Annotated in this window: 13 protein-coding genes and 1 pseudogene; 9 read left to right on the plus strand and 5 right to left on the minus strand. The window is 47.4% G+C overall.

The features are described from left to right. Entirely contained in the window at positions 1 to 1,953 is a 1,953-nt protein-coding gene (acs, locus tag SVI_RS08480) for an acetate--CoA ligase (protein WP_013051076.1), read from the minus strand. 178 nt (positions 1,954 to 2,131) lie between these two features. On the opposite strand from acs, the pseudogene SVI_RS08485 reads away from it, so the two are divergent. Both SVI_RS08485 and SVI_RS08490 read left to right on the plus strand, forming a co-directional pair. After that, positions 2,132 to 5,552, plus strand: a pseudogene (locus SVI_RS08485) (hybrid sensor histidine kinase/response regulator). 97 nt (positions 5,553 to 5,649) lie between these two features. After that, complete coding sequence (locus SVI_RS08490) at positions 5,650 to 6,261, plus strand: fumarylacetoacetate hydrolase family protein (protein ID WP_013051079.1); 612 nt, start codon at positions 5,650 to 5,652, stop codon at positions 6,259 to 6,261. A gap of 284 nt (positions 6,262 to 6,545) precedes the next feature. Here SVI_RS08490 and SVI_RS08495 read toward each other — a convergent pair whose 3' ends face one another. Both SVI_RS08495 and SVI_RS08500 read right to left on the minus strand, forming a co-directional pair. After that, positions 6,546 to 7,205 (minus strand): response regulator transcription factor, encoded by a 660-nt coding sequence (locus tag SVI_RS08495; protein WP_013051081.1) that lies wholly within the window; start codon positions 7,203 to 7,205, stop codon positions 6,546 to 6,548. A gap of 222 nt (positions 7,206 to 7,427) precedes the next feature. Continuing rightward, positions 7,428 to 7,856: an acyl-CoA thioesterase gene (locus tag SVI_RS08500; RefSeq protein ID WP_013051082.1), complete on the minus strand. Its 429-nt coding sequence runs from the start codon at positions 7,854 to 7,856 to the stop codon at positions 7,428 to 7,430. A gap of 441 nt (positions 7,857 to 8,297) precedes the next feature. On the opposite strand from SVI_RS08500, the gene SVI_RS08505 reads away from it, so the two are divergent. The 4 genes from SVI_RS08505 to SVI_RS22070 all read left to right on the plus strand — a co-directional run bounded on the left by SVI_RS08505 (position 8,298) and on the right by SVI_RS22070 (position 16,147). Beyond that, on the plus strand, positions 8,298 to 11,687 hold the full coding sequence (locus SVI_RS08505) for a glycosyl hydrolase family 18 protein (RefSeq protein WP_013051083.1): 3,390 nt from the start codon (positions 8,298 to 8,300) through the stop codon (positions 11,685 to 11,687). Positions 11,688 to 11,871: 184 nt separating this feature from the next. Next, the gene (locus tag SVI_RS20710; protein WP_013051084.1) at positions 11,872 to 14,829 is read left to right on the plus strand and encodes a glycosyl hydrolase family 18 protein; all 2,958 of its coding nucleotides are present in this window, start codon (positions 11,872 to 11,874) and stop codon (positions 14,827 to 14,829) included. A gap of 123 nt (positions 14,830 to 14,952) precedes the next feature. After that, on the plus strand, positions 14,953 to 15,921 hold the full coding sequence (locus SVI_RS08515) for a lytic polysaccharide monooxygenase (RefSeq protein WP_013051085.1): 969 nt from the start codon (positions 14,953 to 14,955) through the stop codon (positions 15,919 to 15,921). Positions 15,922 to 16,021: 100 nt separating this feature from the next. Further along, complete coding sequence (locus tag SVI_RS22070) at positions 16,022 to 16,147, plus strand: carbohydrate binding domain-containing protein (RefSeq protein WP_013051086.1); 126 nt, start codon at positions 16,022 to 16,024, stop codon at positions 16,145 to 16,147. Between the two features lie 322 nt (positions 16,148 to 16,469). On the opposite strand, the gene SVI_RS08520 is transcribed toward SVI_RS22070, so the two are convergent. Beyond that, positions 16,470 to 17,534: a 3-deoxy-7-phosphoheptulonate synthase gene (locus SVI_RS08520; RefSeq protein ID WP_013051087.1), complete on the minus strand. Its 1,065-nt coding sequence runs from the start codon at positions 17,532 to 17,534 to the stop codon at positions 16,470 to 16,472. Positions 17,535 to 17,699: 165 nt separating this feature from the next. Further along, a complete protein-coding gene (gene ppsR, locus SVI_RS08525) occupies positions 17,700 to 18,512 on the minus strand; it encodes a posphoenolpyruvate synthetase regulatory kinase/phosphorylase PpsR (protein WP_013051088.1) in 813 nt (270 codons plus the stop codon). 126 nt (positions 18,513 to 18,638) lie between these two features. On the opposite strand from ppsR, the gene ppsA reads away from it, so the two are divergent. The 3 genes from ppsA (at position 18,639) to SVI_RS08540 (ending at position 24,768) form a co-directional block, all read left to right on the plus strand. Further along, complete coding sequence (gene ppsA, locus SVI_RS08530; protein ID WP_013051089.1) at positions 18,639 to 21,008, plus strand: phosphoenolpyruvate synthase; 2,370 nt, start codon at positions 18,639 to 18,641, stop codon at positions 21,006 to 21,008. Between the two features lie 116 nt (positions 21,009 to 21,124). Continuing rightward, complete coding sequence (gene ydiJ, locus SVI_RS08535) at positions 21,125 to 24,181, plus strand: D-2-hydroxyglutarate dehydrogenase YdiJ (protein WP_041419810.1); 3,057 nt, start codon at positions 21,125 to 21,127, stop codon at positions 24,179 to 24,181. Between the two features lie 134 nt (positions 24,182 to 24,315). Continuing rightward, positions 24,316 to 24,768 carry a DUF1285 domain-containing protein gene (locus SVI_RS08540; protein WP_013051091.1) on the plus strand — a complete coding sequence of 151 codons (453 nt, stop codon included), beginning with the start codon at positions 24,316 to 24,318 and terminating at the stop codon, positions 24,766 to 24,768. The last annotated feature ends 85 nt before the right edge of the window (positions 24,769 to 24,853 follow it).

Here is a 24,853-nt window from a genome sequence, read left to right on the forward strand (position 1 = left end):
TTATTCGCTGCGGTTGAGGCGAGACTCTATCAATACATCGATCACAGCGGGATCGGCCAGTGTCGATGAATCTCCTAAGTTGGTCACTTCGTTTGCGGCTATCTTTCTCAGGAAACGGCGCATGATCTTACCCGAACGTGTCTTAGGCAGGCCGCCAGCCCATTGAATCAGATCCGGTGTCGCTAGGGCACCAATCTCTTTTCTGACCCACTTTCTCAAGTCTTGACGCAGCTCTTCAGATTCTACCGTGCCTCTAGTTAGCGTGACGTAAGCATAGATACCTTGACCCTTGATGTCATGGGGGTAACCCACAACAGCGGCTTCAGCCACATTTTCATGGGCAACTAAAGCACTCTCTATCTCGGCGGTGCCGAGTCTGTGGCCGGATACGTTGATCACATCATCGACGCGACCCGTTATCCAGTAATAACCGTCCTCGTCCCGTTTCGCCCCATCACCAGTGAAGTACATGCCGCGGAACGTCTTGAAGTAAGTCAGTGCAAATCTGTCATGATCACCAAAAACAGTACGCATCTGTCCGGGCCAAGAGTCGAGTATGACTAGGTTACCTTCGGCTGCGCCCTCTATGATGTTGCCCATGTTATCGACAAGGGCCGGTTGCACGCCGAAGAAGGGGCGGGTAGCCGAACCAGGCTTGGTATCGATAGCGCCGGGTAATGGGCTGATCAAAATGCCACCGGTTTCGGTTTGCCACCAAGTATCGACGATTGGGCACTGCTCGTGGCCTATGACTTCGTTATACCAGCGCCAAGCTTCAGGATTAATTGGCTCACCTACAGATCCCATGATGCGCAAAGAGCTGCCATCGAACTTATCAAACTGCTCTTTTCCTTCAGCCATCAGGGCGCGAATAAGAGTGGGGGCGGTATAGAGTATGTTGACCTTATGGCGGTCGACAATTTCACCCAGACGAGAAGGTGTCGGGTAGTTAGGTACCCCTTCGTGTATCAGTACGGTGGCGCCATTGGCTAGGGGGCCATAGACCATATAAGAGTGGCCGGTGATCCAACCCACATCTGCGGTACACCAGTAAACTTCACCGTCTTTATAGTCGAACACATATTCATGGGTCATGGACGCGTAGACCATGTAACCACCTGTGGTATGTAGCACACCTTTAGGGTTACCAGTCGAGCCTGAAGTATAAAGCAGGAATAGGGGATCTTCGGCGCCCATCTCTTCGGGTACGCAATGCTCAGATGCTGTCTCCATGACAGTATCCCACTTGATATCACGGCCTTCTTGCCAGTTGATATTACCACCAGTACGCTCGAGAACGATGACACGCTCAACACAAGTCACATCTGGATTAGCTAGAGCCTGATCGATATTGGCCTTAAGGGGAATGATGCGACCGGCACGCACGCCTTCATCGGCGGTGACGATAACCTTAGAGTTACCATCTATGACGCGTGTTGCAATTGAGTCCGGGGAGAAACCACCAAATATCACGGAATGAACCGCACCAATGCGAGCACAGGCCAACATGGCAACGGCAGCTTCCGGGACCATGGGCATGTAAATAGTGACCACATCGCCACGTCTCACACCTTGGCTTTTTAATGCATTGGCAAACTTACACACATCCTGGTGTAATTCACCATAAGTAACGCTGCGTTGATCTTTAGCATCATCGCCTTCCCAAATTATGGCGACCTTGTCGGCATTTTTTTCAAGGTGACGGTCTAAGCAGTTAGCCGAGGCGTTGAGTGTGCCGTCATAGAACCAATTGATAGACAGGTTATGATCGTCGAATGAGGTTTTCTTTACCTTAGTGAATGGTTTTATCCAGTCTATACGTTGGCCGTGCTCTCTCCAGAAACCTTCAGGATTCACAATCGACTCTTGATACATCTTTTTGTATTTTTCTTCGTTTATGTGTGCGTTTTCAGCTATTTCGCTGGGAACTTTGTAGAGAGACTGTGTGCTCATGGGGCTTCCCTTAATATCTAATGAGATTGGGTTCAGTATGTAGGTTTCTGGGCCAGTAGCTCTATTAGACCTTGGTCTAGTAAAAAAATATCCTTTGTTTTTAGTCTGTTGTAAATAATCTGATGTCTGGATTTAATCTTTTATTTAACGCACAATAAGCATAAAAAATGAGAGTCATATGAATCTGACCATAGTGGTTGGCGTTATTGCCGTTTTTTATGTTTGCCTGCTCTTCCTACTCGCATGGGGGGCAGAGCGTTGGTTCAGTAAAATAACCAAGAAGATCCAGGTGTGGATCTATGGCTTGAGTCTGGCAGTTTACTGTTCATCCTGGAGTTTTCTCGGTACGGTTGGCCAATCAGCCCAAGACCTCTGGTCTTTCTTGCCTATATTTATCGGCCCCATTCTTATTTTTACTTTAGGCTTTGGCCTGCTGCGCAAGATGGTGATCGTCTCTAAAACCCATAACATCACTTCGGTGGCTGATTTTATTGCTGCCCGCTATGGCAAGTCTCAATTATTGGCGGTCATCGTCACCTTAATTTCGCTATTTGGCATCATGCCTTATATCGCCTTGCAGCTTAAGGCCATGGTATTTAGCCTGAATCTGTTTCAACCCGATGACTCTCCCTTCGATGGTGCTCAGATATCTTTGATCATCACGGCCGTACTTGCGGTGTTTGCCATCTTATTCGGTACCCGAAAACTCGATGCTACCGAGCATAATCCCGGCATGATGTTGGCCATAGCCTTCGAATCTTTGGTTAAGTTAGCGGCATTTTTACTCGTTGGCATCGTGATAAGTTTTGGTTATTTCGATGGCTTCGGTGATATTTGGCGTCAGGCGGCGGAGCGAAACTTGATCAGCGAGCCTAGTCTAAGACTGGAGACCTTGATGCCTCAGCTCTTGGTGGGAATGGCGGCTTTCCTGTGCATGCCCAGACAGTTCCATGTGATGATGGTGGAATGTATCGATGAGAAAAGCCTATTAAAGGCACGTTGGATATTTCCTATCTATCTATTGCTGTTTGGCTTGTTTGTCGCGCCATTAGCCTTAGCTGGAAAGCTGATTTTAGGGGACTCGGTCGCCGCCGATACTTATGTGATTAACTTGCCTCTAGCCCTAGATCAACCCATGTTGGCTGTGGTAGCTCTGCTGGGTACACTCTCGGCCGCGACCGGCATGGTGGTTGTTGCTGTGGTGACCATCAGCGTCATGGTGAGTAACGAATGGTTGGTGCCTATCATGTTACGCACCGGGAAAATTAAGCAGAAAAATTTCAGTCAGTTTTCCCAGTTCTTGCTCAATGCACGTCGCTTGTCGATCATTGTCATCTTAGGCTTAGGTTATTTCAGTTATCTCACCTTTATGGACAGCGACTCCCTCTCGGCTCTGGGAATGTTATCTTTCGGCGCCTTCGCTCAACTCGCTCCTGCGCTCATTGGTGGCATGTACTGGAAACATGGTAATCGCTCCGGGGTGTTGCTTGGCCTACTTGTTGGCTTCGGTCTCTGGTGTTACATCTTAGTCAAGGGAGCGAGTGATGCCAGCGGTGTGTTTGGCAGTGATTTTGGTCTGCTGGAGACGATTAATCCCAATGTAAGAGATATATTAACCGCCTTACTCGCTAACTTAGCTTGTTATATTCTAGGCTCTATGTGGTTTAGGGCTGGGGTATCGGAGCGCATTCAAGCCAGTGAATTTGTTACTCCCGGGGAACTGAAGGCGAGTAGCCGCAAGGGGGCACCTATTTCTCAGCAAGATCTCTTGATCTTGGCGAGCCGATTTGTCAGCCCGACTCGTGCTTATGAGAGTTTCTCTCGTTTTTCCGAAGAAGCGGTGAAGAGTGATAGCTGGGCATAAGACGGCTCCTGTGGAGCTTATCTCCCACACTGAGCATATTTTGGCCGGAGTTTTAGGAGGCTCAAGCGCGGCCTTGGTGATGGATTCTGTGTTGCAGGGTAGAGATCTGGCACTGGATGAAGTGTTTAACCTAGTCGATGAAGCCTCTTCTAAGATAATTCTCAGTCAAGACATGTTGCGCGGTGCCATAGAGCACGCCTATGAGGGCATGAGCGTGGTGGACCAAGAATTAAATCTGGTTGCCTGGAATCATAAGTATTCTGAACTTTATCAATATCCGGCAGGTTTTCTTAAAGAGGGAATGCCCATCGATGAGGTGGTACGTTTTAATGCCAAGCGCGGTTTTTGTGGTGTGGGGGAGATAGAGGAGCAAGTTAATAAGCGGGTGCAGCACATGATCAATGGCACCCCCCATGTCTCGGAACGTGAGAGGCAAGATGGTAAGGTGATTAAAATTCAGGGCAATCCTATGCCAGGTGGCGGTTTCGTGATGACCTTTACCGATATCACTCAATACCGTGAACATGCTAAAGCCCTGCAGGAGGTGAACGATTCTCTTGAGGCGAGGGTGAAGGAGAGAACCTATGAGCTGGCGATGTTAAACAGTCAGTTATTGGAGTCTAAGGCCCAGGAGGAGATGGCTAATGCCTCTAAGAGTAAGTTTTTAGCCGCCGTGGGTCATGACTTGATGCAACCCTTGAATGCGGCGAGATTATTTACCGCCTCACTGGCCCAATATCCGCACTTAGATCAGGAGAGCAAGACGACACTCTCCCATGTAAACAGCTCACTTAAGATTGCCGGAGAATTACTCACGGATCTGCTGGATATTTCCAAGCTTGATTCTGGGGTGGTGGATCTTAATCGCCGTGACTTTGCCATCTCAGAACTGCTCGATGGTCTGGCGGTCGAATTTGCCGCCATGGCCCAAGATTATCAAATTAAGTTCAGTATGGTGCCTAGCACAGCCTCGATTAACTCAGATCTGAGTCTGCTCAGGCGAATACTGCAAAACTTTTTAACCAATGCCTATCGCTATGCCAAGGGAAACCGAGTCTTGTTAGGCTGCCGTCATCGGGGAGAACATCTGGAGATCCAGGTTTTGGATACTGGCTGTGGAATCGATGAAAGTGAAATCTCGGAGATTTTTAAAGAGTTTAAACGTCTGGATAACCCCACCAGTAAGAGCGTTAGCGGCCTAGGTCTTGGCTTAGCGATTGCCGATCGGATCAGCAAGGTTCTGGAACATGATATCAAGGTGGGATCCATTCTTGGCCGGGGTTCAGTGTTCTCGATTAGCGTGCCCCTAGGCAAGACAATTACTGAAATACAGGTTAAAAAAACCGCCGCTATGATCCAGCCTTTAGCCGGTGTAAAAGTACTGTGCATCGATAATGAAGAAGCGATCCTAGCTGGACTAGAGAGTTTACTCAGCCGTTGGCAGTGTGAAGTTATCTGTGCCACCGATCTTGCCGATGCTAGGATAAAGCTGGGACTCAAAGGGGTCGCACCGGACATAGTATTAGCCGATTATCATCTGGATAATGGTGAAAATGGTGTCGATGCCATGGATGGTATACGTGCCCTATATGGCAGCCATCTTCCAGGCGTACTTATCACCGCCAATACTAATAAAGAGCTGGTGGATGAGGTTGAGCTTAAGGGGTATCGCTATATGGCCAAGATGGTGAAGCCTGCCGCGTTGAGAGCCTTGATCTCTAGCCTAGTTAAATGATTTGTTTGAAATTTGATAGCCTGACCCATAGAGGTGTCTATGTCAGGGAAGGTGTTTTTCTAGACGTTGAGTATAAGTAAATTTGGAGTGGAGCTAGATGAAAACAGTAGTAGTCGATAACAGAGTGTTAAGGCCGTCAAAAATTGTGTGTGTGGGGCGCAACTATGTCGAGCACATCAAGGAGCTCAATAATGAGGTGCCCGATGAAATGGTGCTGTTCCTTAAGCCTAATTCGGCCATCTCAACTGAGCTGGTGAGTTTTCATCAAGAGGCGATACATTTTGAGGCCGAGTTGTGTTTTGTGGTTGAAAATGGACATTTTAGTGCTGTAGGGCTTGGACTTGACCTCACTAAACGTGGTCTGCAGAGTCGGCTTAAAGCCAAGGGACTTCCCTGGGAGAGAGCCAAGGCGTTCGATGGATCTGTGGTGTTTTCTGAATTTGTTGCCATCGAGAATATCAGCGAGACCCTGACATTTGAGCTGATGATCAATAATGAGCTGGTACAAGTTGGCAATATTGGGCTAATGATGAATAAACCTGAGCAGATCTTGACCGAGATACAGAGTTTTATGAGTTTGAGTGACGGTGATATTGTGATGACAGGCACGCCCAAAGGGGTTGGAGTCGTCAATAAAGGTGATCAGTTCAGGGCTAAGCTTTACGATAAAGACCTGTTACTCACACAAGTTAATTGGACTGCTAAATAATACCAGTTACATTTATTACTTGGTCAATTGTTAGCCATTTAGGCTGTTAAATTCAGGTGTATGGATGAAGAAATACTAGGCTCCTTTAAAGCCAATGAAACGCTAAGTAAAATGCCAGAGCCGAGAGTCACTATTTACTTCAAATATGCGCCAGACACATTGACTACAGGCGTTTGAATACCCACTGAAAGATCACATGTTTAGTGGGCTTGTTATAGCCTTTCCCATAAACAAAAAGCCAATCTAAACAGATTGGCTTTTTGTATCAATGGCTCCGATTTTGTCTAGAGCTCTACTTTTTCCATCTCTAGCTGTTGTAATGAGATAACGGCTTGGGTGCGATTTCTCACGCCTAACTTACGAAATATTGCCGTGGCGTGGGCCTTGATGGTGGCTTCCGATACACCTAAGTCATAGGCTATCTGCTTATTGAGTAAGCCTTCGGCAAACATCTGCAGCACCTTGTACTGTTGTGGGGTGAGATCGGCAAGCTTGCGGGCCACAAGTGCGGTAGCATCTTCCTGTATTTCCTGTATCTCAGCATGATCCGGTAACCAGATATCTCCATAGAGTACCGAGGCCAGAGCGGCAGCCAGAGTTTCCATTGAAGATGACTTAGGAATAAATCCTGAGCTGCCATAATGGACGGCACGGCTGATGGTCATATTATCTTCATGGGCTGAGATAACGATGACAGGAAGATCGGCAAAATGAGTGCGCAGATGAATAAGGGTCGAATATCCGTGGGAGCCCGGCATCTGCAGGTCTAACATGACTAAGTCATAAGCCTGCTGCTTATTTTCAAGCAGGCTCTGAAGTGCATCGGCACTGTCTGCTTCAAACCAGTTAGTGTCCGGGAATGGACCACTCAAGGCTTGTCGTAAGGCATTACGAAACAGTGGGTGGTCATCGGCAATAATAATGTTTAATTTTTCTAGCTTCATGGCTTTATATTTTATTTCGTTGCGCGTGAAGATTACATCAATGTAACAGAAAAAGTATCAGGGAGACTATTGGTTTATGGGTATTTGGTGGTGATTGACTCCTCAAACCTGGTTTTATTAGACTTAGGTCTAACAGGGCCGTGGGGAGTTTGAGGGGGATGAATATTTGCGGGCAATAATCAGGTCATTAAGGCAGCGATTATAGACACTGCCTTGTATTATTTAAGACTCTTGTGTCCAGACTTGGGTGGGTTGTCGGTCATCACCCACGGCAACGAAGGTAAAGACGCCTCGAATGGCATGCTCTCTGTGATCTCTATACATGTCTTCGACAAAGATATTCACCTCGACTTTCAAAGAGGTATTACCCACATGGATAACCTTGGCTATAATTTCGGCCAGGCTGCCAGCTGGAATTACTTTCTTAAAATCAATCCTGTCAGAACTCACTGTAACCAGAGGCTTACGGCAGAAACGAGTGGCTGAGATAAAGGCTGTTTCGTCCATCCAGGCCAAGGCTTCGCCACCGAATAGAGTGTTGTGATGGTTGGTGATGGAGGGAAATATGGCCTTGATGACACGGGCTTCTGATTTTTCTATACGGGCATTCATCGCTGACGAGCGATCTTCGGGTGTTTGAGATAATGGCATACGGCAACCTTAAGGTTATGCTATTTCAATATTGGTGAATATAGGGGGCAGAATTATAGTGATACTTCCCAGGGAAAGGAAACATTATTAAACAAGTGTTTCATTGTCGTTATTCCCAGGTTATATGAGGTTTACTTGTACTCAGTGTAATAATTACTCAGCTTACTTGCATAATGTGTCACTGGTGGTGTTTGATTAGTCTTTGATAAATAAATAGAAAATCAATCAAGTTATAACAGGTGGATTTATTATTATATTAAACTAATAAACAAATCCAGATTTTGAGTGTAGTTTAAATAGTATCCAAATCACTTCATAACCAATGGTTTGTAGTGAGCGGGTTTAAATACCGATGAAGTTATCTTGCCGTTATGTTGTTGAGTTTTGTTGTCTCTATATTTAGGTATTTCGGTACAACTAAATAATAATAGGAATAATCAAATGAGTAACAAGACTGCATATTTTGGCAGGCGGCATCGCCTCGCTTTAATAATTAGCACATCGCTTCTGAGTCAAGCCGTGGTGAGCCAAGCTTACGCTGTGAATTGCCAAGGGGTCGCACCTTGGTTGGCCGATACTGAATATGCCAGCACTACACAGGTCACACAGCAAAATAGCCTCTTTCAAAATAAGTGGTGGACCACCAACGAGTCACCTGCGGATGCTGGTGAGTGGGGGGTGTGGCAAACCTTAGGTCAATGTGATGGTGCCTCAAATAAAGCGCCTGTGGTAAACATACTCGCGCCCCAAGCTGGTAATACAGTCAAGCTAAATGCTCCCCTGGTACTTAACGCACAAGCGACTGACAGTGATGGTACGGTAGACAGTTTAGTGTGGACGGCGAACGATATCCCGGTGACCAGCCCTTGGTTAGCAAACCTTCAAGGCGCCGTGGTTTTGAAAGTGACCGCGACCGATAATGATGGTGCATCGACTGAGCAACTGGTCAATATCACAGTGACGAATAGCCAGAATTTATCCCCTGTGACTGCTATTACTGCGCCAATAAATGACAGCGCTGTCACCTCCGGAGAATCGATTATTGTTACTGCCAATGCATCTGATCCCGATGTTGGCGACAGCATAGTTAAGGTCGAGCTGCTTGTTGACGGCGCGGTTGTGAGTACTGATACCAGCGCACCCTATGAATTCAGTTGGATTGCTAGCTCTACGGGAGATCATAGTCTGCAATCCCGTGCATTTGACTCTCAAAATGACAGCGCTGTCTCTGCGATGGTCAATATACTGGTTGCAGCGGCTAATCAGTTGCCGAGTGTTGAACTAACCTCACCGAGTGCCAATTTCAATCTGGCGGTTAATGGTGAATTATCTATCGGTGCCAATGCCCTGGATAGTGATGGTGATATCGTCTCGGTGAGCTTCTTCGCCAATGGCGTCTTGATAGAAACTGACACTCTAGCACCGTATGCGACTCTGTATAGCGCAACTCAAGCAGGCGATCTGTCTATCACGGCCGAAGTGACCGATAACCAGGGGGCGAGTGCGCTTTCCAGTGCCATTCTTGGTTATGTGGGTGATAGACCCACAAGCCATGAAGCCTGTCGTCCCGATGGTTTAGAAGGGGATTCGGTTTATTGTGATATTTATGATGAAAATGGTCGTGAGAAGATGGGCGCCGATCACGGGCGCCGCGTGATTGGTTACTTTACCTCCTGGAGAAATGGTACTAACGGCCAGCCAAGTTATCTGGTGAACGATATTCCATGGGATAAGATCACCCATATTAACTATGCATTCGCCCATATCGATGGCAATAATCAGGTATCGGTTGGTGATCCAAACAGCTTGGAAAACCCCGCTACTGGCATGACCTGGGCGGGAGTGGTCGGCGCCGAGATGGATCCTGAGTACAGCTACAAGGGGCATTTCAACCTGCTTAACAAGTATAAGAAGCTACACCCTCAGGTGAAAACCTTGATCTCAATCGGCGGCTGGGCCGAGACCGGGGGCTATTTCGATGATACAGGCAACCGCATTGCCAGTGGCGGCTTCTATGAGATGACCAAGACACAAGCTGGGATCAATACCTTTGCCGATTCTGTGGTGGAGTTCTTGCAAACCTATGGTTTCGATGGCGCCGATATCGATTATGAGTATGCCACCTCGATGGCGAAATCCGGTAATCCAGATGACTTTGCCATTGCCGATCCGCTTAGAGCGACTCTGTTTGCTCAGTACGACACCTTGATGAAAACCCTGCGTGAGAAACTTGATACTGCCGGTAAGCAAGACAATAAGCACTATATGCTTACCGTTGCCGCTCCAGCATCTGGCTATCTGCTGCGCGGCATGGAAGCGTATCAGATGACGCGATTCCTCGATTACGTCAATATCATGAGCTACGACTTACACGGTGCTTGGAACGATTTTGTCGGCCATAACGCCGCGCTTTATGACACTGGCGAAGATGCCGAACTGGCATTTTGGGATGTGTATTCTACCGCGCAATATGGTGGAATTGGCTACCTTAACACTGACTGGGCCTATCATTATTTCCGCGGCGCCATGCCAGCGGGCCGTATTAACATAGGCTTACCTTACTATACCCGAGGTTGGCAAGGAGTCACTGGTGGCTCAAACGGTTTGTGGGGTAAGGCGGCATTGCCTGATCAAGCCTCTTGTCCATCGGGTACAGGTGAAGGTGACAATAATTGTGGTTATGGTGCTCAGGGGATAGATAACCTTTGGCATGATCTCGATAAAAATGGCAAGGAGATGTTTGCCGGATCTAACCCCATGTGGCATGCCAAGAACCTGGAACAGGGCATAACTGGCAGTTACCTAGCCAGCTATGGCCTAGATCCTATCAATGATCCTGCCGATGAGCTGACGGGAACTTACGAGCGTCATTATGATAATGTCGCCCAGTCTTCATGGTTATGGAATCCATCGAAGCAAGTCTACCTGTCTACCGAAGATGAGCAGGCGATGAATACTAAGGTTCAGTATGTAGTCGACCAAGGCATAGGTGGCGTGATGTTCTGGGAGCTGGCCGGTGATTTTGACTGGTATCCAGAGCGTAACTCTGGCCAAGGCGAGTATTTTATCGGTGAGACCATGACGACCATTGCCTATGATAAGTTCGCCAGTGCAGCCCCTTATGGTAATACCGTTAGCAATGCTTCGGCTCTGGCTAATACCTTAGCCTTGAGTGCAAACTTGTCGGGTTACAAGGTGGGAGACAGTAATTATCCCATTACGCCGACACTCACCATCACCAACAATAGCCAGAGCACCATACCTGGCGGCGCCGTATTTGAGTTTGATATCTCGACGTCGACATCATCTCAAATAAGCGATCAATCGGGGATGAATTTAGCGGTGGTTACCGATGGTTCAAACGCGGCTTCGGGTAATGTCGGTGGCCTGGAAAATGATTTCCATCGGGTTCGCTTTACTTTGCCTAGCTACAAGTCTATCGCGCCTGGTGCCGATTTTGGTGGCACTATTAAGTATTACTTGCCTGTGTCTATGCCTTCGAACTTCACCGTGTCATTTGATGGGCTTACCTATGACTTTGGCCAAGGGGGGAACACAGTACCAGATGCATGTGACCTGGAGCCAACTGCGCCAGGTTGTGGTGATACCACACCACCAACATCTGATTCATGCAGCGGTGCCAATATCGATCCGTCCGTTATCCCAGCTTATCCGAACTTCCCTCAAACTGACTGGGCGGGAAATCCTAGTCACGCCAATGGTGGAGACAGGATGAAAGATGAGACGGCCGTATTTGTTGCGCTATGGTGGACTAATGCTAAGCCAAGTGCCTCGAGTGGCGATTGGGATTTTGTTTGTAACCTTAACTAAGTGATGAACTCAGTCATTAATTGCATGAGTCGTTAACTGAATAAGTTTTTTAATTAAATAATTGATTGGCTAAGCCAGTATTTGAGTGAACCAAATTAAGGTTGCGGTTGGCTCAAATATTGGCACCAGATCGCTGCAATGGACCTAAGTCGGCGACATTTGGGATGCCAAATGGAGCAACAAGATGAGTCATTTTTTAACGTTACACAAGAGTCACTTCTGTCAATCTGTACTGGCCGTGTCTCTGGCTATGAGCACTAATCTATATGCACAAGATGTCGCTAAGAATACCAGTGATCATGATAAAGATATCATAGGTTACATCACACAATGGGAGCCCTGGAAAGACACTAAGGCCGGATTTGTTGCCAAAGGCGCGGCAAATCATCTTAACGTGGATATGAGTAAGTACACGGTTTTGAACTTCTCATTCTTCGGTGTCGCCGTGGATGGGTCCTTGCATTCGGGGGATTTTAGAAATAAGAACATCTACAAACAAGGGACGGTGCAGCAACCTGCCGAACTCTTGATGGGCGACGTTTATAGCAGTTGGGATTACTTCTTGATATTCGGTGAGCTGTCACCCAGTTATAACCTCACCGCCGAAGCCGAGGAACAAGGGTTTGTGCTTGATGGCAGTGGCTGGAAAAATACTGTTTATGGCACTAAGGGCTCAATGCCCATTCCGGTTAAGAAGGCTGGTGGTGCCCCTGGTTTGATTGAGAAAGCCCATGCCAATGGCGTCAAGGTGATGGCGTCTATCGGTGGCTGGTCCATGTGTAGGCACTTTCCCGAGATGGCGGCGGATCCTGCCAAGCGCGCCAAATTTATGGAGGGAGTCGATCAGTTGATGGCGCTTGGGTTTGATGGTATCGATCTCGACTGGGAATATCCGGGTCCTTACTCTGGGATGAATTTTACTGGTACCCAAGCCGATTTTGATAACTTCCTGACTTTAGTGCAGGAGATAAGGGAGAGGATAGGCGCGGATAAACTCATTAGTGCCGCGTTTTCTGCCGATACGCGCAAGTTAGAGGGGTTTAACTGGGCTCAACTCGAGCTGGTCATGGATGATTTCAACATGATGAGTTACGACTTTAACGGTGGCTGGTCCAATATCGCTGGCCATAACTCGCCTCTGTACAATTATGAAGGGGCTGAGGCGCCCAATTTTAACTGGGACTACCTGACTCAGTGGATGTTGGATAAGGGCATAGAACGTTCAAAGATCAATATGGGCAGTGCTTTCTATGGTCGGGGCGTGGTGACTCAAGACGGTGCCGTGCTTAACGGTGCCACCAAGAAGCGGGATGTGACCATTCAACCCGATGGTCCCATCAGCACGTCGGCGGATTATGATAACTGGAAGGTAGAAGTCTACGACGGCACGCCAAACTACTTCTTTATCAAGCAAGAGGAAGCGGGCTGGACTCAGCACTGGGATGATGAGGCTAAAGTGCCTTACATGACTAAGGGCAACTACTTCCTCAGTTATGACGATGAAGAATCCATTGGATTAAAGGCGCAGTACATCAACGATCAAGCGTTGGGTGGCACCATAGTGTGGCATGTGGCTGGCGATCAGCAATGTTTAGATGGCACCACCACCTATGGCGGTAAGCTGGTGGAGTGTGGCTCCCTCAATCCTACCTTAGTCAATAAGCTCAACAATGTGTTCGCAACGGGCTGCAGCGGATGTCCGACTGTGCGAATTACATCACCCAATGTGGGCGATGTTTTCTCACCGGGAGATGATATTAACTTCACCCTAGAGGCCAGTGATGCAGATGGCCATATCACTCGAGTCGACTACCTCAATGGCGGCATCAAGATAGGCTCCAGCGCTATATCACCCTTCGATTTCCGTTGGTCTAGTGTGGGCGAGGGCAGTTACTCGATCACGGCGCTGGCCATAGATAATCAAGGTAATGAAACAGAGTCGTCCAAGATGGCGGTAGAGGTGAATGAAGATCACCTTAAACCTAAGGTCACAGTGTCTGAGCCTGAAGCTAAGGTCATTCAGGAGTCATTGACCGAGCTACAGCTTGTGGCAAGCGCTGAATTTGATGCAGGCTCTATCACATATGTTGAGTTCTCGGTCGATGGTCAGCTTGTCGATACGGTGAGTAATGGTGGACCAAGTTATCAAACGACTTGGTTGCCGACTCACTATGGTGCCCACCAATTGGTCGTCACAGTTCAAAATGATTTAGGTTATCAGCAATCATCTAGCCGTGATTTCTTGATTGTCTTGTGTGACGCCACCGCGTGGGACTCAAGCTTAGTGTACACCACACAAGAGGTACTCTATGACGGCAAGTTATACCGAGCAAAGTGGTGGAACCAAAATCAGCGTCCCGATACGGGTGATGCCTGGGAGCTGGTGCGTGACTGCGCCCCAGGTAATGTAGGCACACAGCCCCAAGTGAGCATAGATGCGCCATTGAATGATGCTGTGTTTGCTCAAGGTGAGCTTGTTGATGTTGCGGTCAATGCCACAGATAGCGATGGAGAGGTGACTGAGGTGAAGCTCTATCTCGATGAGCAACTCGTGCAGACACTGACGCAAGCACCTTATCTATATCAGCTGGTAAATCTGGACTCGGGCATACACGCTCTGCGCGCCGTGGCTAAGGATAACAGTGAGCTTACCAGTGAAACTCGAGTGAGTTTTACTGTCGAGGGAAGCAGCGCAGGCACTGAACCTGAGATAGTAATCACTAGCCCAGAAAATGGCAGCTTTGTGACTCAAGGGGACACCTTAGTTATCACTGCCGATGCGCTCGACAGTGATGGTACTGTGACTAAGGTGGAGTTTTTCGTTGCGGGGAGCTTGATAGCAACGAGTAACACATCACCTTATCAGGCGAGCTGGACGGCGGACGTGACTGGCAATATCAGTCTGGTGGTCAAGGCCACAGATAATGACGGTTTAACCAATACCAGCGCCGTGACCATCAAGGTTGAAGCCGGTACAGGTGCGTGCAGCTTACCCGAGTGGACCGCCTCTGGCATCTATACCAAGGGTGACAGAGTCGCTTATTCAGGCAATCAGTATCAGGCCAAGTGGTGGACCACCAATGAAGTGCCAAGTGCGTCGGGTGAGTGGGGCGTATGGGAAGCACTGGGTGCTTGCCAATAAATCCATGTTCTCTTTGACAGGTTTAAAGCCCCACTAGGGGTTTTAGCCTTTTATTAAACCTTTTATTACCGTTTTCGATTGAGGCGGAGTCAGCGGTACTGCCTAATCGATGAGTGAGGAAGTATGAAATATTCAATTCAAATTATCATCAGTATCAGCCTGGCAATGGCCTTACTAAGCTGTCAGCTGGTTCAAGCCCACGGATTTATGGAAAACCCTAAGGCGCGCCAACAGTTTTGTGTCGAAGCGGGGGGGTATTGGTGGCCCGAAGATGGCTCGGCCATCCCGAATTTAGCTTGCCGGGCGGCATTTCTTGCCAAGGGCACTAAAGCTTTCGTGCAAAATAACGAATTTTCGGTCAATGTCATCGACTACCATAATATTGAAGCGGTAAAACTGGCCATCCCCGATGGCCAGCTCTGCGCCGGTGGAGACCTAGATAAATCCGGCATAGATATCGCCTCACCATACTGGCAGCGTAGCCTGATCACCCCAGATAGCGACGGCAATGTGACCGTGACCTTCGATGCTCATACTCCCCATAACCCAAGCTTCTGGGAGTTTTACTTGTCTAATACTGACTTCGATGCAGATACCCAAGTCTTGAGTTGGCAACACCTTACCTTGATTGCCGAGGTAGGGGATGTTGGTGTTACCAGTCTCGATGGCCGTAATGTGTATCAGATAACTATTCCTTTTCCTCGAGACCGCCTTGGGGATGCAACCCTGTACACCCGTTGGCAGCGTGAAGATGCCGCTGGAGAAGGTTTTTACAATTGCAGTGATATTAGCATAATCGATGATACTCAAGATTTGGAGTGGACCGAGTTAGATCAATATATTGTCAATGGTTTAACGGCTAATGAAGGTGATGAAGTCTGGTTCCGTTTGTTTAGTTCCCAGGGCGATGAGCTGGTATTTGAGAAAATCACTGTGGAGCAGTCAAACCTGGCTATTGAGATGTGGGCAAGGCAATTGTCGCAGCAGGTGTTGCAGCATTCATCACAGGTACGTGTCGGGATCAAATCCCTAGGTGACGAAATTGTCTATTCAGACGATTTAGCCCTCATAAAGTCTGGATTAACCAGTTAGGACTCAGCTTCAGGCTGGATGTGAAAACGCCCACTGAGCCACCTAAACATGCATTCTGTCTCCATGGGATGAGTCTGATACCTATAACGGCGGAGATGTCGTGGTATATGAGTCACTCAGTTATCAAGCCAAATGGTGGACCAAGAATGAACTTCCATCTGAGTCGGTTGAGTGGGGCGTGTGGAAGCTGTTAGGAGTGTGTATACCAATTCCATTAAATTTATGAGCAATTCAGAGCTCTCTCAGGGCTGTTAATTCAAGGCGCATTGTTGAGGAAATGGTTATTCCCTTTTAAGACAATGCAACACAGAAGTAGAAGTCCTGAGAAGCTCACGTTGTGCGGGTTTAAAACCCGCTTTATGCTGCGCAAGTGGCTTTCGATATAGAATAACTATTAGCTTCAATCCCCTTACTTGCCTACAGCATTTTTAATTCCCGCTGAATGCTCACTTACTTAATGGAACTGGTATTAGCAATGATGTTTTGAACGGCTAGATCAAAAAAGGCTTCCCGGCAATGCCGAGAAGCCTTTTTTATGGCATTAGCCTTTATGAGCTAAGCTTATTCATTCTGTCTCTCGATGCCTTAGCGAGGGAGCGAAGTAGTTTCTCCGAGTCTTCCCAATGCAAACAGGCATCAGTGATGCTCTTGCCATAGACCAGCTCCTCACCTGGGATCACCTTCTGGTTACCCTCTTCGATGAAGCTTTCGGCCATGATACCAGCGATAGCCGTCGAGCCATCATTCATCTGTTTGATGATGCTATCGGCGACGATAAGTTGCTGGGCATGCTTCTTCTGGCTGTTGCCGTGGCTGAAATCGACAACCATACGATGGGAAACACCTAAGCTTTTAAGCTGCTCTGCGGCGGCATTGACGTCTTCGGCGTGATAGTTAGGCTGCTTACCGCCACGTAGAATGATGTGCCCAAATGGATTACCACTGGTGCGATAAACCGCCATGGCGCCATCTTTATCCGGTGAATAGAAGATGTGTGGCTCTTTTGCAGCGCGCACGGCATCGATAGCAATATTGATGTTACCGTCGGTGCCGTTTTTAAAACCTACCGGACAAGATAGCGCCGATGCCATCTCTCGGTGAATTTGACTCTCTGTGGTGCGTGCGCCAACAGCGCCCCAGGTAATAAGGTCGGCGATATACTGACCGTTGACCATATCGAGGAATTCGGTTGCGATAGGTAACTTAAGTTCAGTAATTTTTTGTAATAATTCACGGGCGAGTCTAAGGCCCTTGTTGGCGTTGAAGCTGCCATCGAGATCGGGATCTGAGATGAGTCCTTTCCAGCCGACTGTGGTTCTGGGCTTCTCGAAGTAGACGCGCATCAGAATACACAGGTCGTCTTTCAGTTCCATATGCAGTTTTGCCAAGCGCTCGGCATATTCTATGGCCGCCTTGGTGTCATGGATTGAGCAGGGACCTATGATAACCAGCAGTCTTGGATCTTCACCGGTTAAGATAGCCTCGACTTCGCGTCTCTGTTGAACCAGATAGTCGGCAGCCTCTTGTGTGAGGGGGAATTCAGACGCTAATTTAGCGGGAGAAATTGCCTTACATAATAAAGTGGTGCGTAGTTCGTCTGTTTTTATGGTCATTCTTTGTACCGAGCGTTCGTAAGGGCATTTAGCCTGATTGCTTCGGATTATAACGAATAGTTTAAAGATGCACAGCGCCTTAATCGCGAAAAGTGAGGCTAATTTCGGCTCTCTGTGCATATATCTCGATAAATAACTGAATATTTAAGCAGTTTTAGCCATTTTCTAGAACATATGGCGTTTGAGTCCGGTGACATCGAGGATCTTAGTCGCTATCTCTTCTACCGAATGATTAGTGGTGTTCACGTAGGGGATACGCTCGCGTTTGTACATCATCTCTACTTCTTTAACTTCTATACGACATTGACGCAATGATGAGTAACGGCTGTTCTCCATGCGGCTCTGGCGTATCTCATGAAGGCGAACCGGATCTATGGTTAGACCGAATAGTTTTTTCTTATTACGTTTGAGCTCTGGGGGAAGTTTGAGATTATCCATGTCATCTTCGACAAAAGGATAATTGGCGGCTTTAATGCCAAACTGCAATGAAAGGTAGAGACTGCTTGGGGTCTTACCACAACGAGACACACCTAATAGTACCAGATCGGCTTTATCTATGTTCTTTAATGTCTGACCGTCATCATTGTCCATGGTGTAATTGATGGCTTCTATTCTAGCCTCATAGCCTTCATTTCCCTTACCGTGAGTCCGATGAACCACGGGAGAGGCTTTAATTCCCAGATGTTTCTCTAAAGGGGCCACAAAAGTGTTCAAAAAATCATAATCTATGCCTTCACTACTGAAGATGATGTCTCGAATTTCAGGTTTGACGATAGAATGGAACACTAAGGGACGCTCACCTGTTGTAATAAAACAATCATTAATTTGTTCTTTAATTGTGTGTGCTTTCGCTTCGGTTTCGACGAATGGAATAGTAAGTGCGTCAAATTCAACGGGAAATTGCGATAAAACCGCATGGCCAAACACCTCTGCCGTGATGGCAGTACCGTCCGATATATAGAATACTTTACGCAACATTTTGACCTCTTGTAGTAATAAAATTACAAATAAAATTATAGATTTACGCTTGTTGCGATGGAGTGTAAAATGCCTCAGCCCTTCTGTGAAGGGGCCACACTGAAATAAACTTGCGGAGATAGAACTGTGCAGCAATATGTACTCTGGTATCAAGAATTAGGCATGGGTGACGTCAACAAGGTTGGCGGTAAGAACGCTTCTCTTGGAGAGATGATTAGTAATTTGGCTAATGCGGGCGTTCAAGTGCCAGGTGGTTTTGCCACCACCTCTTACGCGTTCAATGAGTTTCTTGAACAAAGCGGACTTAACCAGAAGATATACGACATTCTAGATGTTCTAGATGTAGATGACGTGAAGGCACTCGCTACAGCCGGTGCACAGATCAGACAATGGGTGATAGATACCCCATTCCACCCCGAATTTGAGCAGGCCGTAAGAGATTCTTACGACAAGCTTTCCTCTGAAACTAAGGATGCATCTTTCGCGGTTCGCTCTTCAGCGACTGCAGAAGATATGCCGGATGCTTCATTTGCCGGTCAGCAAGAAACCTTCCTGAACGTTAAAGGCTATGACGCTGTTCTGGTAGCAATGAAGCATGTATTTGCCTCTTTGTTCAACGATCGCGCTATCTCTTATCGTGTTCACCAAGGTTACGACCATAAAGGTGTCGCCCTGTCTGCCGGTGTGCAGCGCATGGTTCGCTCCGATACAGCCGCTTCCGGTGTCATGTTCACCATGGACACTGAATCGGGCAATAATGATGTGGTATTTATTACTTCTTCATTCGGCCTGGGTGAGATGGTTGTACAGGGTGCGGTTAACCCAGATGAGTTTTATGTCCATAAGCCAATTTTAACGGCCGGTCATCAAGCTGTTGTGCGTCGTAACATAGGCAGCAAACTCATTCAGATGGTGTATTCCGATGATGAGGCCCATGGTAAGCAAGTCAAGATTGAAGACGTTGCCGCCGATAAGCGTCGTGAGTTCTCCATCAATGATGAAGAAGTCATGGAACTGGCTAAACAGGCCATGGTCATCGAAAAGCACTACGGACGTCCAATGGACATCGAATGGGCTAAAGATGGCAATGACGGCAAGCTTTATATCGTCCAGGCTCGCCCTGAGACTGTACGTTCTCGTGAAGATGTACAGTTGATTGAACGCTATCATCTTAAGACTAAGGGTGAGGTACTTTGTGAAGGCCGCGCCATCGGTCACAAGATAGGCAGTGGTGTGGCTAAGGTTCTGTCTTCAATTGCTGACATGGATCAGATTAAAGAAGGCGATGTACTGGTTACCGATATGACAGATCCCGATTGGGAACCTATCATGAAGCGCGCTAGTGCAATTATCACCAACCGTGGTGGTCGTACGTGCCACGCGGCTATCATTGCCCGTGAATTGGGCGTGCCTGCCGTTGTAGGTTGTGGTGACGTGACCGAACGCATCAAGACTGGCCAAAAAATCACAGTTTCATGCTCCGAAGGAGATACAGGCTTCATCTATGAGGGGATCCAGGACTTTGAAGTCACTTCGTCTCGTGTAGATTCTATGCCTGATCTTCCAATGAAGATCATGATGAACGTGGGTAACCCGGACAGAGCGTTTGATTTTGCCCGTCTTCCTAATGCCGGTGTTGGTCTTGCTCGTCTTGAGTTCATCATCAACCGCATGATAGGTATTCATCCTAAGGCGCTACTCGAGTTTAATAAGCAAGATGCTGCGCTTCAGGAAGAGATCAACGAGATGATCGCGGGTTATTCATCGCCTGTTGAGTTCTATATTGCGCGTCTGGTTGAAGGCATGGCGACTATCGCATCTGCTTTCTATCCGAAGAAAGTGATTATTCGTATGTCTGACTTTAAGTCGAACGAATACGCTAACTTGGTGGGTGGTGATAGATACGAGCCTGAAGAAGAGAACCCTATGTTGGGCTTCCGTGGTGCTAGTCGCTACATCTCTGATTCTTTCCGTGACTGTTTCGCACTTGAGTGTGAGGCAATCAAGCGTGTTCGTAATCAGATGGGTCTGACTAACGTCGAGATCATGATCCCATTCGTTCGCACCTTAGGTGAAGCGGCTCAGGTGATTGAACTGCTTAAAGAGGAAGGTCTTGAGCGCGGTAAAGATGGTCTTCGTGTCATCATGATGTGTGAGCTTCCATCTAATGCATTGCTTGCTGAGCAGTTCCTTGAGTACTTCGATGGTTTCTCTATCGGTTCTAACGATTTGACTCAGTTGACGCTAGGTCTAGATCGCGACTCAGGTATCATCAGTCATCTATTTGATGAGCGTGACGAAGCCGTTAAAATCCTGCTGGCTATGGCCATTAAAGCGGCTAAGGCTAAGGGCGCTTATGTCGGGATTTGTGGTCAAGGACCTTCAGATCATGCCGATTTTGCAGCCTGGTTAGTCGAGCAAGGCATAGATACGGTATCACTGAATCCAGATACAGTTATCGATACTTGGTTGTATTTGGGTAAAGCACAAAGCTAATTATTCTTAACATAGAATAAGCTAATCTTAAAAGCCGCTATATAGCGGCTTTTTTTTGTGTCAGATTTTTATATAATAGCGGCATAATTACATAAATATAATAGACAGAAACATATATGTTACCTAACGCTAAGTTGCCCAAGTTATCACATGAAAACACCCTAGAGCCTGAATACCTTGCCTTCTTAATAGCACTCGAACGCAGCGAGTTCAGCGGTGACATAGACAAGCGCTACAGTGCACGCTTAGCTCAGGCAACGGATAACTCTGTCTATCAATTTCTGCCACAGGCTGTTCTTTACCCAAAAAATCAACAAGATGTGGCTCTTGCCCTTTCGCTTGCTTCACAAAAAGAGTTCGATAGCGTGGTATTTAGTGCTCGTGGTGGCGGCACCGGCACCAATGGCCAGTCACTGACCCATGGATTGATCTTGGATCTGTCTCGTTATCTCAATAAAGTGCTGGAGATAAATGCCGAACAAGGCTGGGTGAGGGTAGAGGCGGGCGTGGTTAAAGATGCACTTAACGATGCGCTCAGGGAGCACGGCTTCTTTTTCAGTCCGGATCTATCAACTTCGAACCGTGCCACCATGGGAGGCATGATCAATACCGATGCATCTGGTGCGGGATCTCTGGTCTATGGCAAGACTTCCGATCATGTACTCGCGCTCTCAAGCGTCTTATATGATGGCAGCGTATTGAATACTTATGCAGTTAATCGAGAAAAACTAAAAAATGTGGAAGGGATCACCAATAATCCACTCGGTCAGCAATTAATCACTAAGATTGCCCATATGTGCAGTGACAATCGGGGCGAGATTGAAACGCGTTTTCCTAAGTTGAATCGATTTCTCACCGGCTATGATCTGAAAAATGTCTGGAATGATGAGCTCACCGAATTTAACCTGTCACGTATTTTAACCGGATCAGAAGGCACCTTGGCAGTGATCACCGAGGCTAAATTGGATATCACGCCTCTGCCAGATGTCCGCATGATGGTGAACATCAAGTATGACTCATTCGAATCTGCACTGCGCCATGCTCCCGAGTTGGTTAAAGCAAATGCGACTGTGGTCGAAACTGTCGATTCTAAGGTGCTCAATTTAGCGCAACAAGATATCATCTGGCACTCAGTCTCTGAGCTGATTAAAGATGTGCCAGGCAGTCGAATCGATGGCCTGAATATGGTGGAGTTTGCCGGTGAAAGAGAGGAGGTTGAAGCGCGAGTATCTAAGCTTATCTCCAGCCTGGACGTTCAGCTAGCGGCCGGTTCTTGTGGCTTGCTCGGTTATCAGCAGACCAGTGATAAAACCAGTATCAATATGATCTACGCCATGCGTAAGAAGGCGGTTGGCTTACTTGGGGCAATGAAGGGGCGGCGTAAGCCCATAGCCTTTGCCGAGGATACCGCCGTTCCTCCGGAGAAATTAGCCGACTTTATCATGGAGTTCAGAGCGCTGCTCGACAGCCATCAGCTTCAATATGGCATGTTTGGTCATGTAGATGCTGGCGTATTGCATGTGAGGCCTGCGCTGGACATGTGTGATATCAATGACGAGAGATTATTGAAGCGTGTTTCAGATCAAGTCGCCGCACTTACCCTTAAATATGGTGGCCTGATGTGGGGCGAGCACGGTAAAGGGGTGCGCGGCGAGTATGGACCTGCGGTATTTGGTGAACATCTGTATGGTCTGCTCGAAGAGGTGAAGGGATTGTTCGATCCCCATAATAAACTCAATCCAGGCAAGCTGGTGGCGCCTAAAGGCACAGGCGGTCTGATCTATAATGTTGATAGTGCCAAACGTGGCAGTTTTGATCGACAGATCCCGATACAGACCCGAGAGGCCTTCCCCGATGTGATGAACTGTAATGGCAATGGACTGTGTTTTAACTACAGCAGCTATTCACCCATGTGTCCCTCATTTAAAGTCACCGGCGACAGAGTCCAATCGCCTAAGGGTCGTGCGGGGCTGATGCGGGAGTGGCTGCGTCTGCTTGAGAAAGAGGGAGTGGATCTAGTAGAGCTGGCTAAGCAAAAACCTCAGGGCTTACTACAGAGGGCTCAAAATAGCTTAAAAGCTAAGAGTGAATACGATTACTCCCACGAAGTGATGGAGTCTTTGAAGGGGTGCTTAGCCTGTAAGGCTTGTGCATCTCAGTGTCCGGTTAAGGTCGATGTGCCTAAGTTCAGGGCGCAATTCTTCAATATCTACTATCAAAGGTATCTGCGTCCGGCAAAAGATTATCTGGTGGCCGGCATCGAGGACTCTTTGCCCTTGATGGCCGTCGCGCCCAGACTCACCAATGCTCTGGCGCAAAACAGCGTTAGCCAGTGGGTGATCAAAAAGTCCTTGGGCTATGTGGATGCGCCGGCTTTATCTGTGCCTACTCTGAAACAGCAATTAGATGGTCATGTTTGTAGAGGCTATGATCTTGAGGCGCTGGAGGCGATTGTTGAAGATGAACGTCATCAATATGTCTTAGTGGTTCAAGACCCCTTTAATAGTTTCTATGAGGCAGATACGGTTTACCATTTCATCAAGCTCATTGAAAAGATGGGGCTTAAGCCTGTGTTGCTGCCCTATAAACCTAATGGTAAGCCTATTCATATTAAAGGCTTCTTGGATAAGTTTGCCAAAACAGCGCAATCATCGGCAGATTTTTTGACCAAACTACACGCATTGAAGATGCCCATGGTAGGGGTCGATCCGGCCATGGTACTGTGTTATCGCGATGAGTATCGAGAAGTCTTAGGTGATGCCAGAGGCGATTTCGAGGTTAAGCTGTCCAGCGAGTGGCTACTTGAGGCGATAAAATCCATGCCCGAAGTGAAGAAACCGCTCAAGAACTTAAGTTTTACTTGGTTTAGTCACTGTACTGAATCTACTGCCAAGCCTAGTACCGGAGCTGAATGGAAAACGATTTTCTCTCATTTTGGTGCCAAACTTGAAACTGTGAGTCTAGGTTGCTGTGGGATGGCCGGTACTTATGGCCATGAGCTGGAGAACAAGGCACGTTCTAAGTCTCTGTATGATATGTCATGGGAACAGGCCATGAAGGCCGTGCCTCAGGAGCAAGTATTGGTATCGGGTTACTCTTGTCGTACTCAGGTGAAACGTTTCGGTGGTTTTAAGCCGAGACACCCGGTGCAGGCGTTATTGAGCTTAATTTAATCATTTTAGCTAATGATACCGATTAGTATTAGATAAAAAGGCTAGGTTATCCTGGCCTTTTTATTCGCCTGTTTACTACCCTTTCTATTGGTCTTTCCATGGGTCATATGGGGAGAGCAACACAAGGAGACTAGATGAGTAAAACATCAGATAATCGCGAGCCAGGCAGAGTCGACACTGCATTACAGCAGTTGAGGCAAGATAATGGCCTATGTACGGAAAAGGTGTTATTTAATATCGATAATCAGGGGCAATGGTTTTACCTAAACGAACCCTTGCCGACTAAGTTTGCTCGTCTGTTTAGTAGCATTCTTCAGCGAATAGATGCAGAGTATTTTTTAATCACTCCAGTTGAAAAACTTAAGGTCTCGGTGGAGTCAGTAGCGCTCATTATTGTGGATTATCGAGCACTAGAAAACGGCAGTTTTGAGCTGGTGACAGATCTAGATACCCGCTTCAATATCGAGAGCGTGAGTGGCTTTATCACTGAAGAGGACGGTGTCTTTATAGACTTACCTAATGGGCTAGGGGCCAAACTAGGCAGGGCCTGTTATTATCGATTCGTTGAAGAGTATCTTCTTGAGTGAAGTAGGTATAAAGTAAATCTAAGTTAACACTTTGATGTAGCTCTATTTTCATAATTAGTTTTGAGTATTGCTAGTTTCTTTTGAT

The organism is Shewanella violacea DSS12 (assembly GCF_000091325.1).
GTDB classification, from domain to species: domain Bacteria; phylum Pseudomonadota; class Gammaproteobacteria; order Enterobacterales; family Shewanellaceae; genus Shewanella; species Shewanella violacea.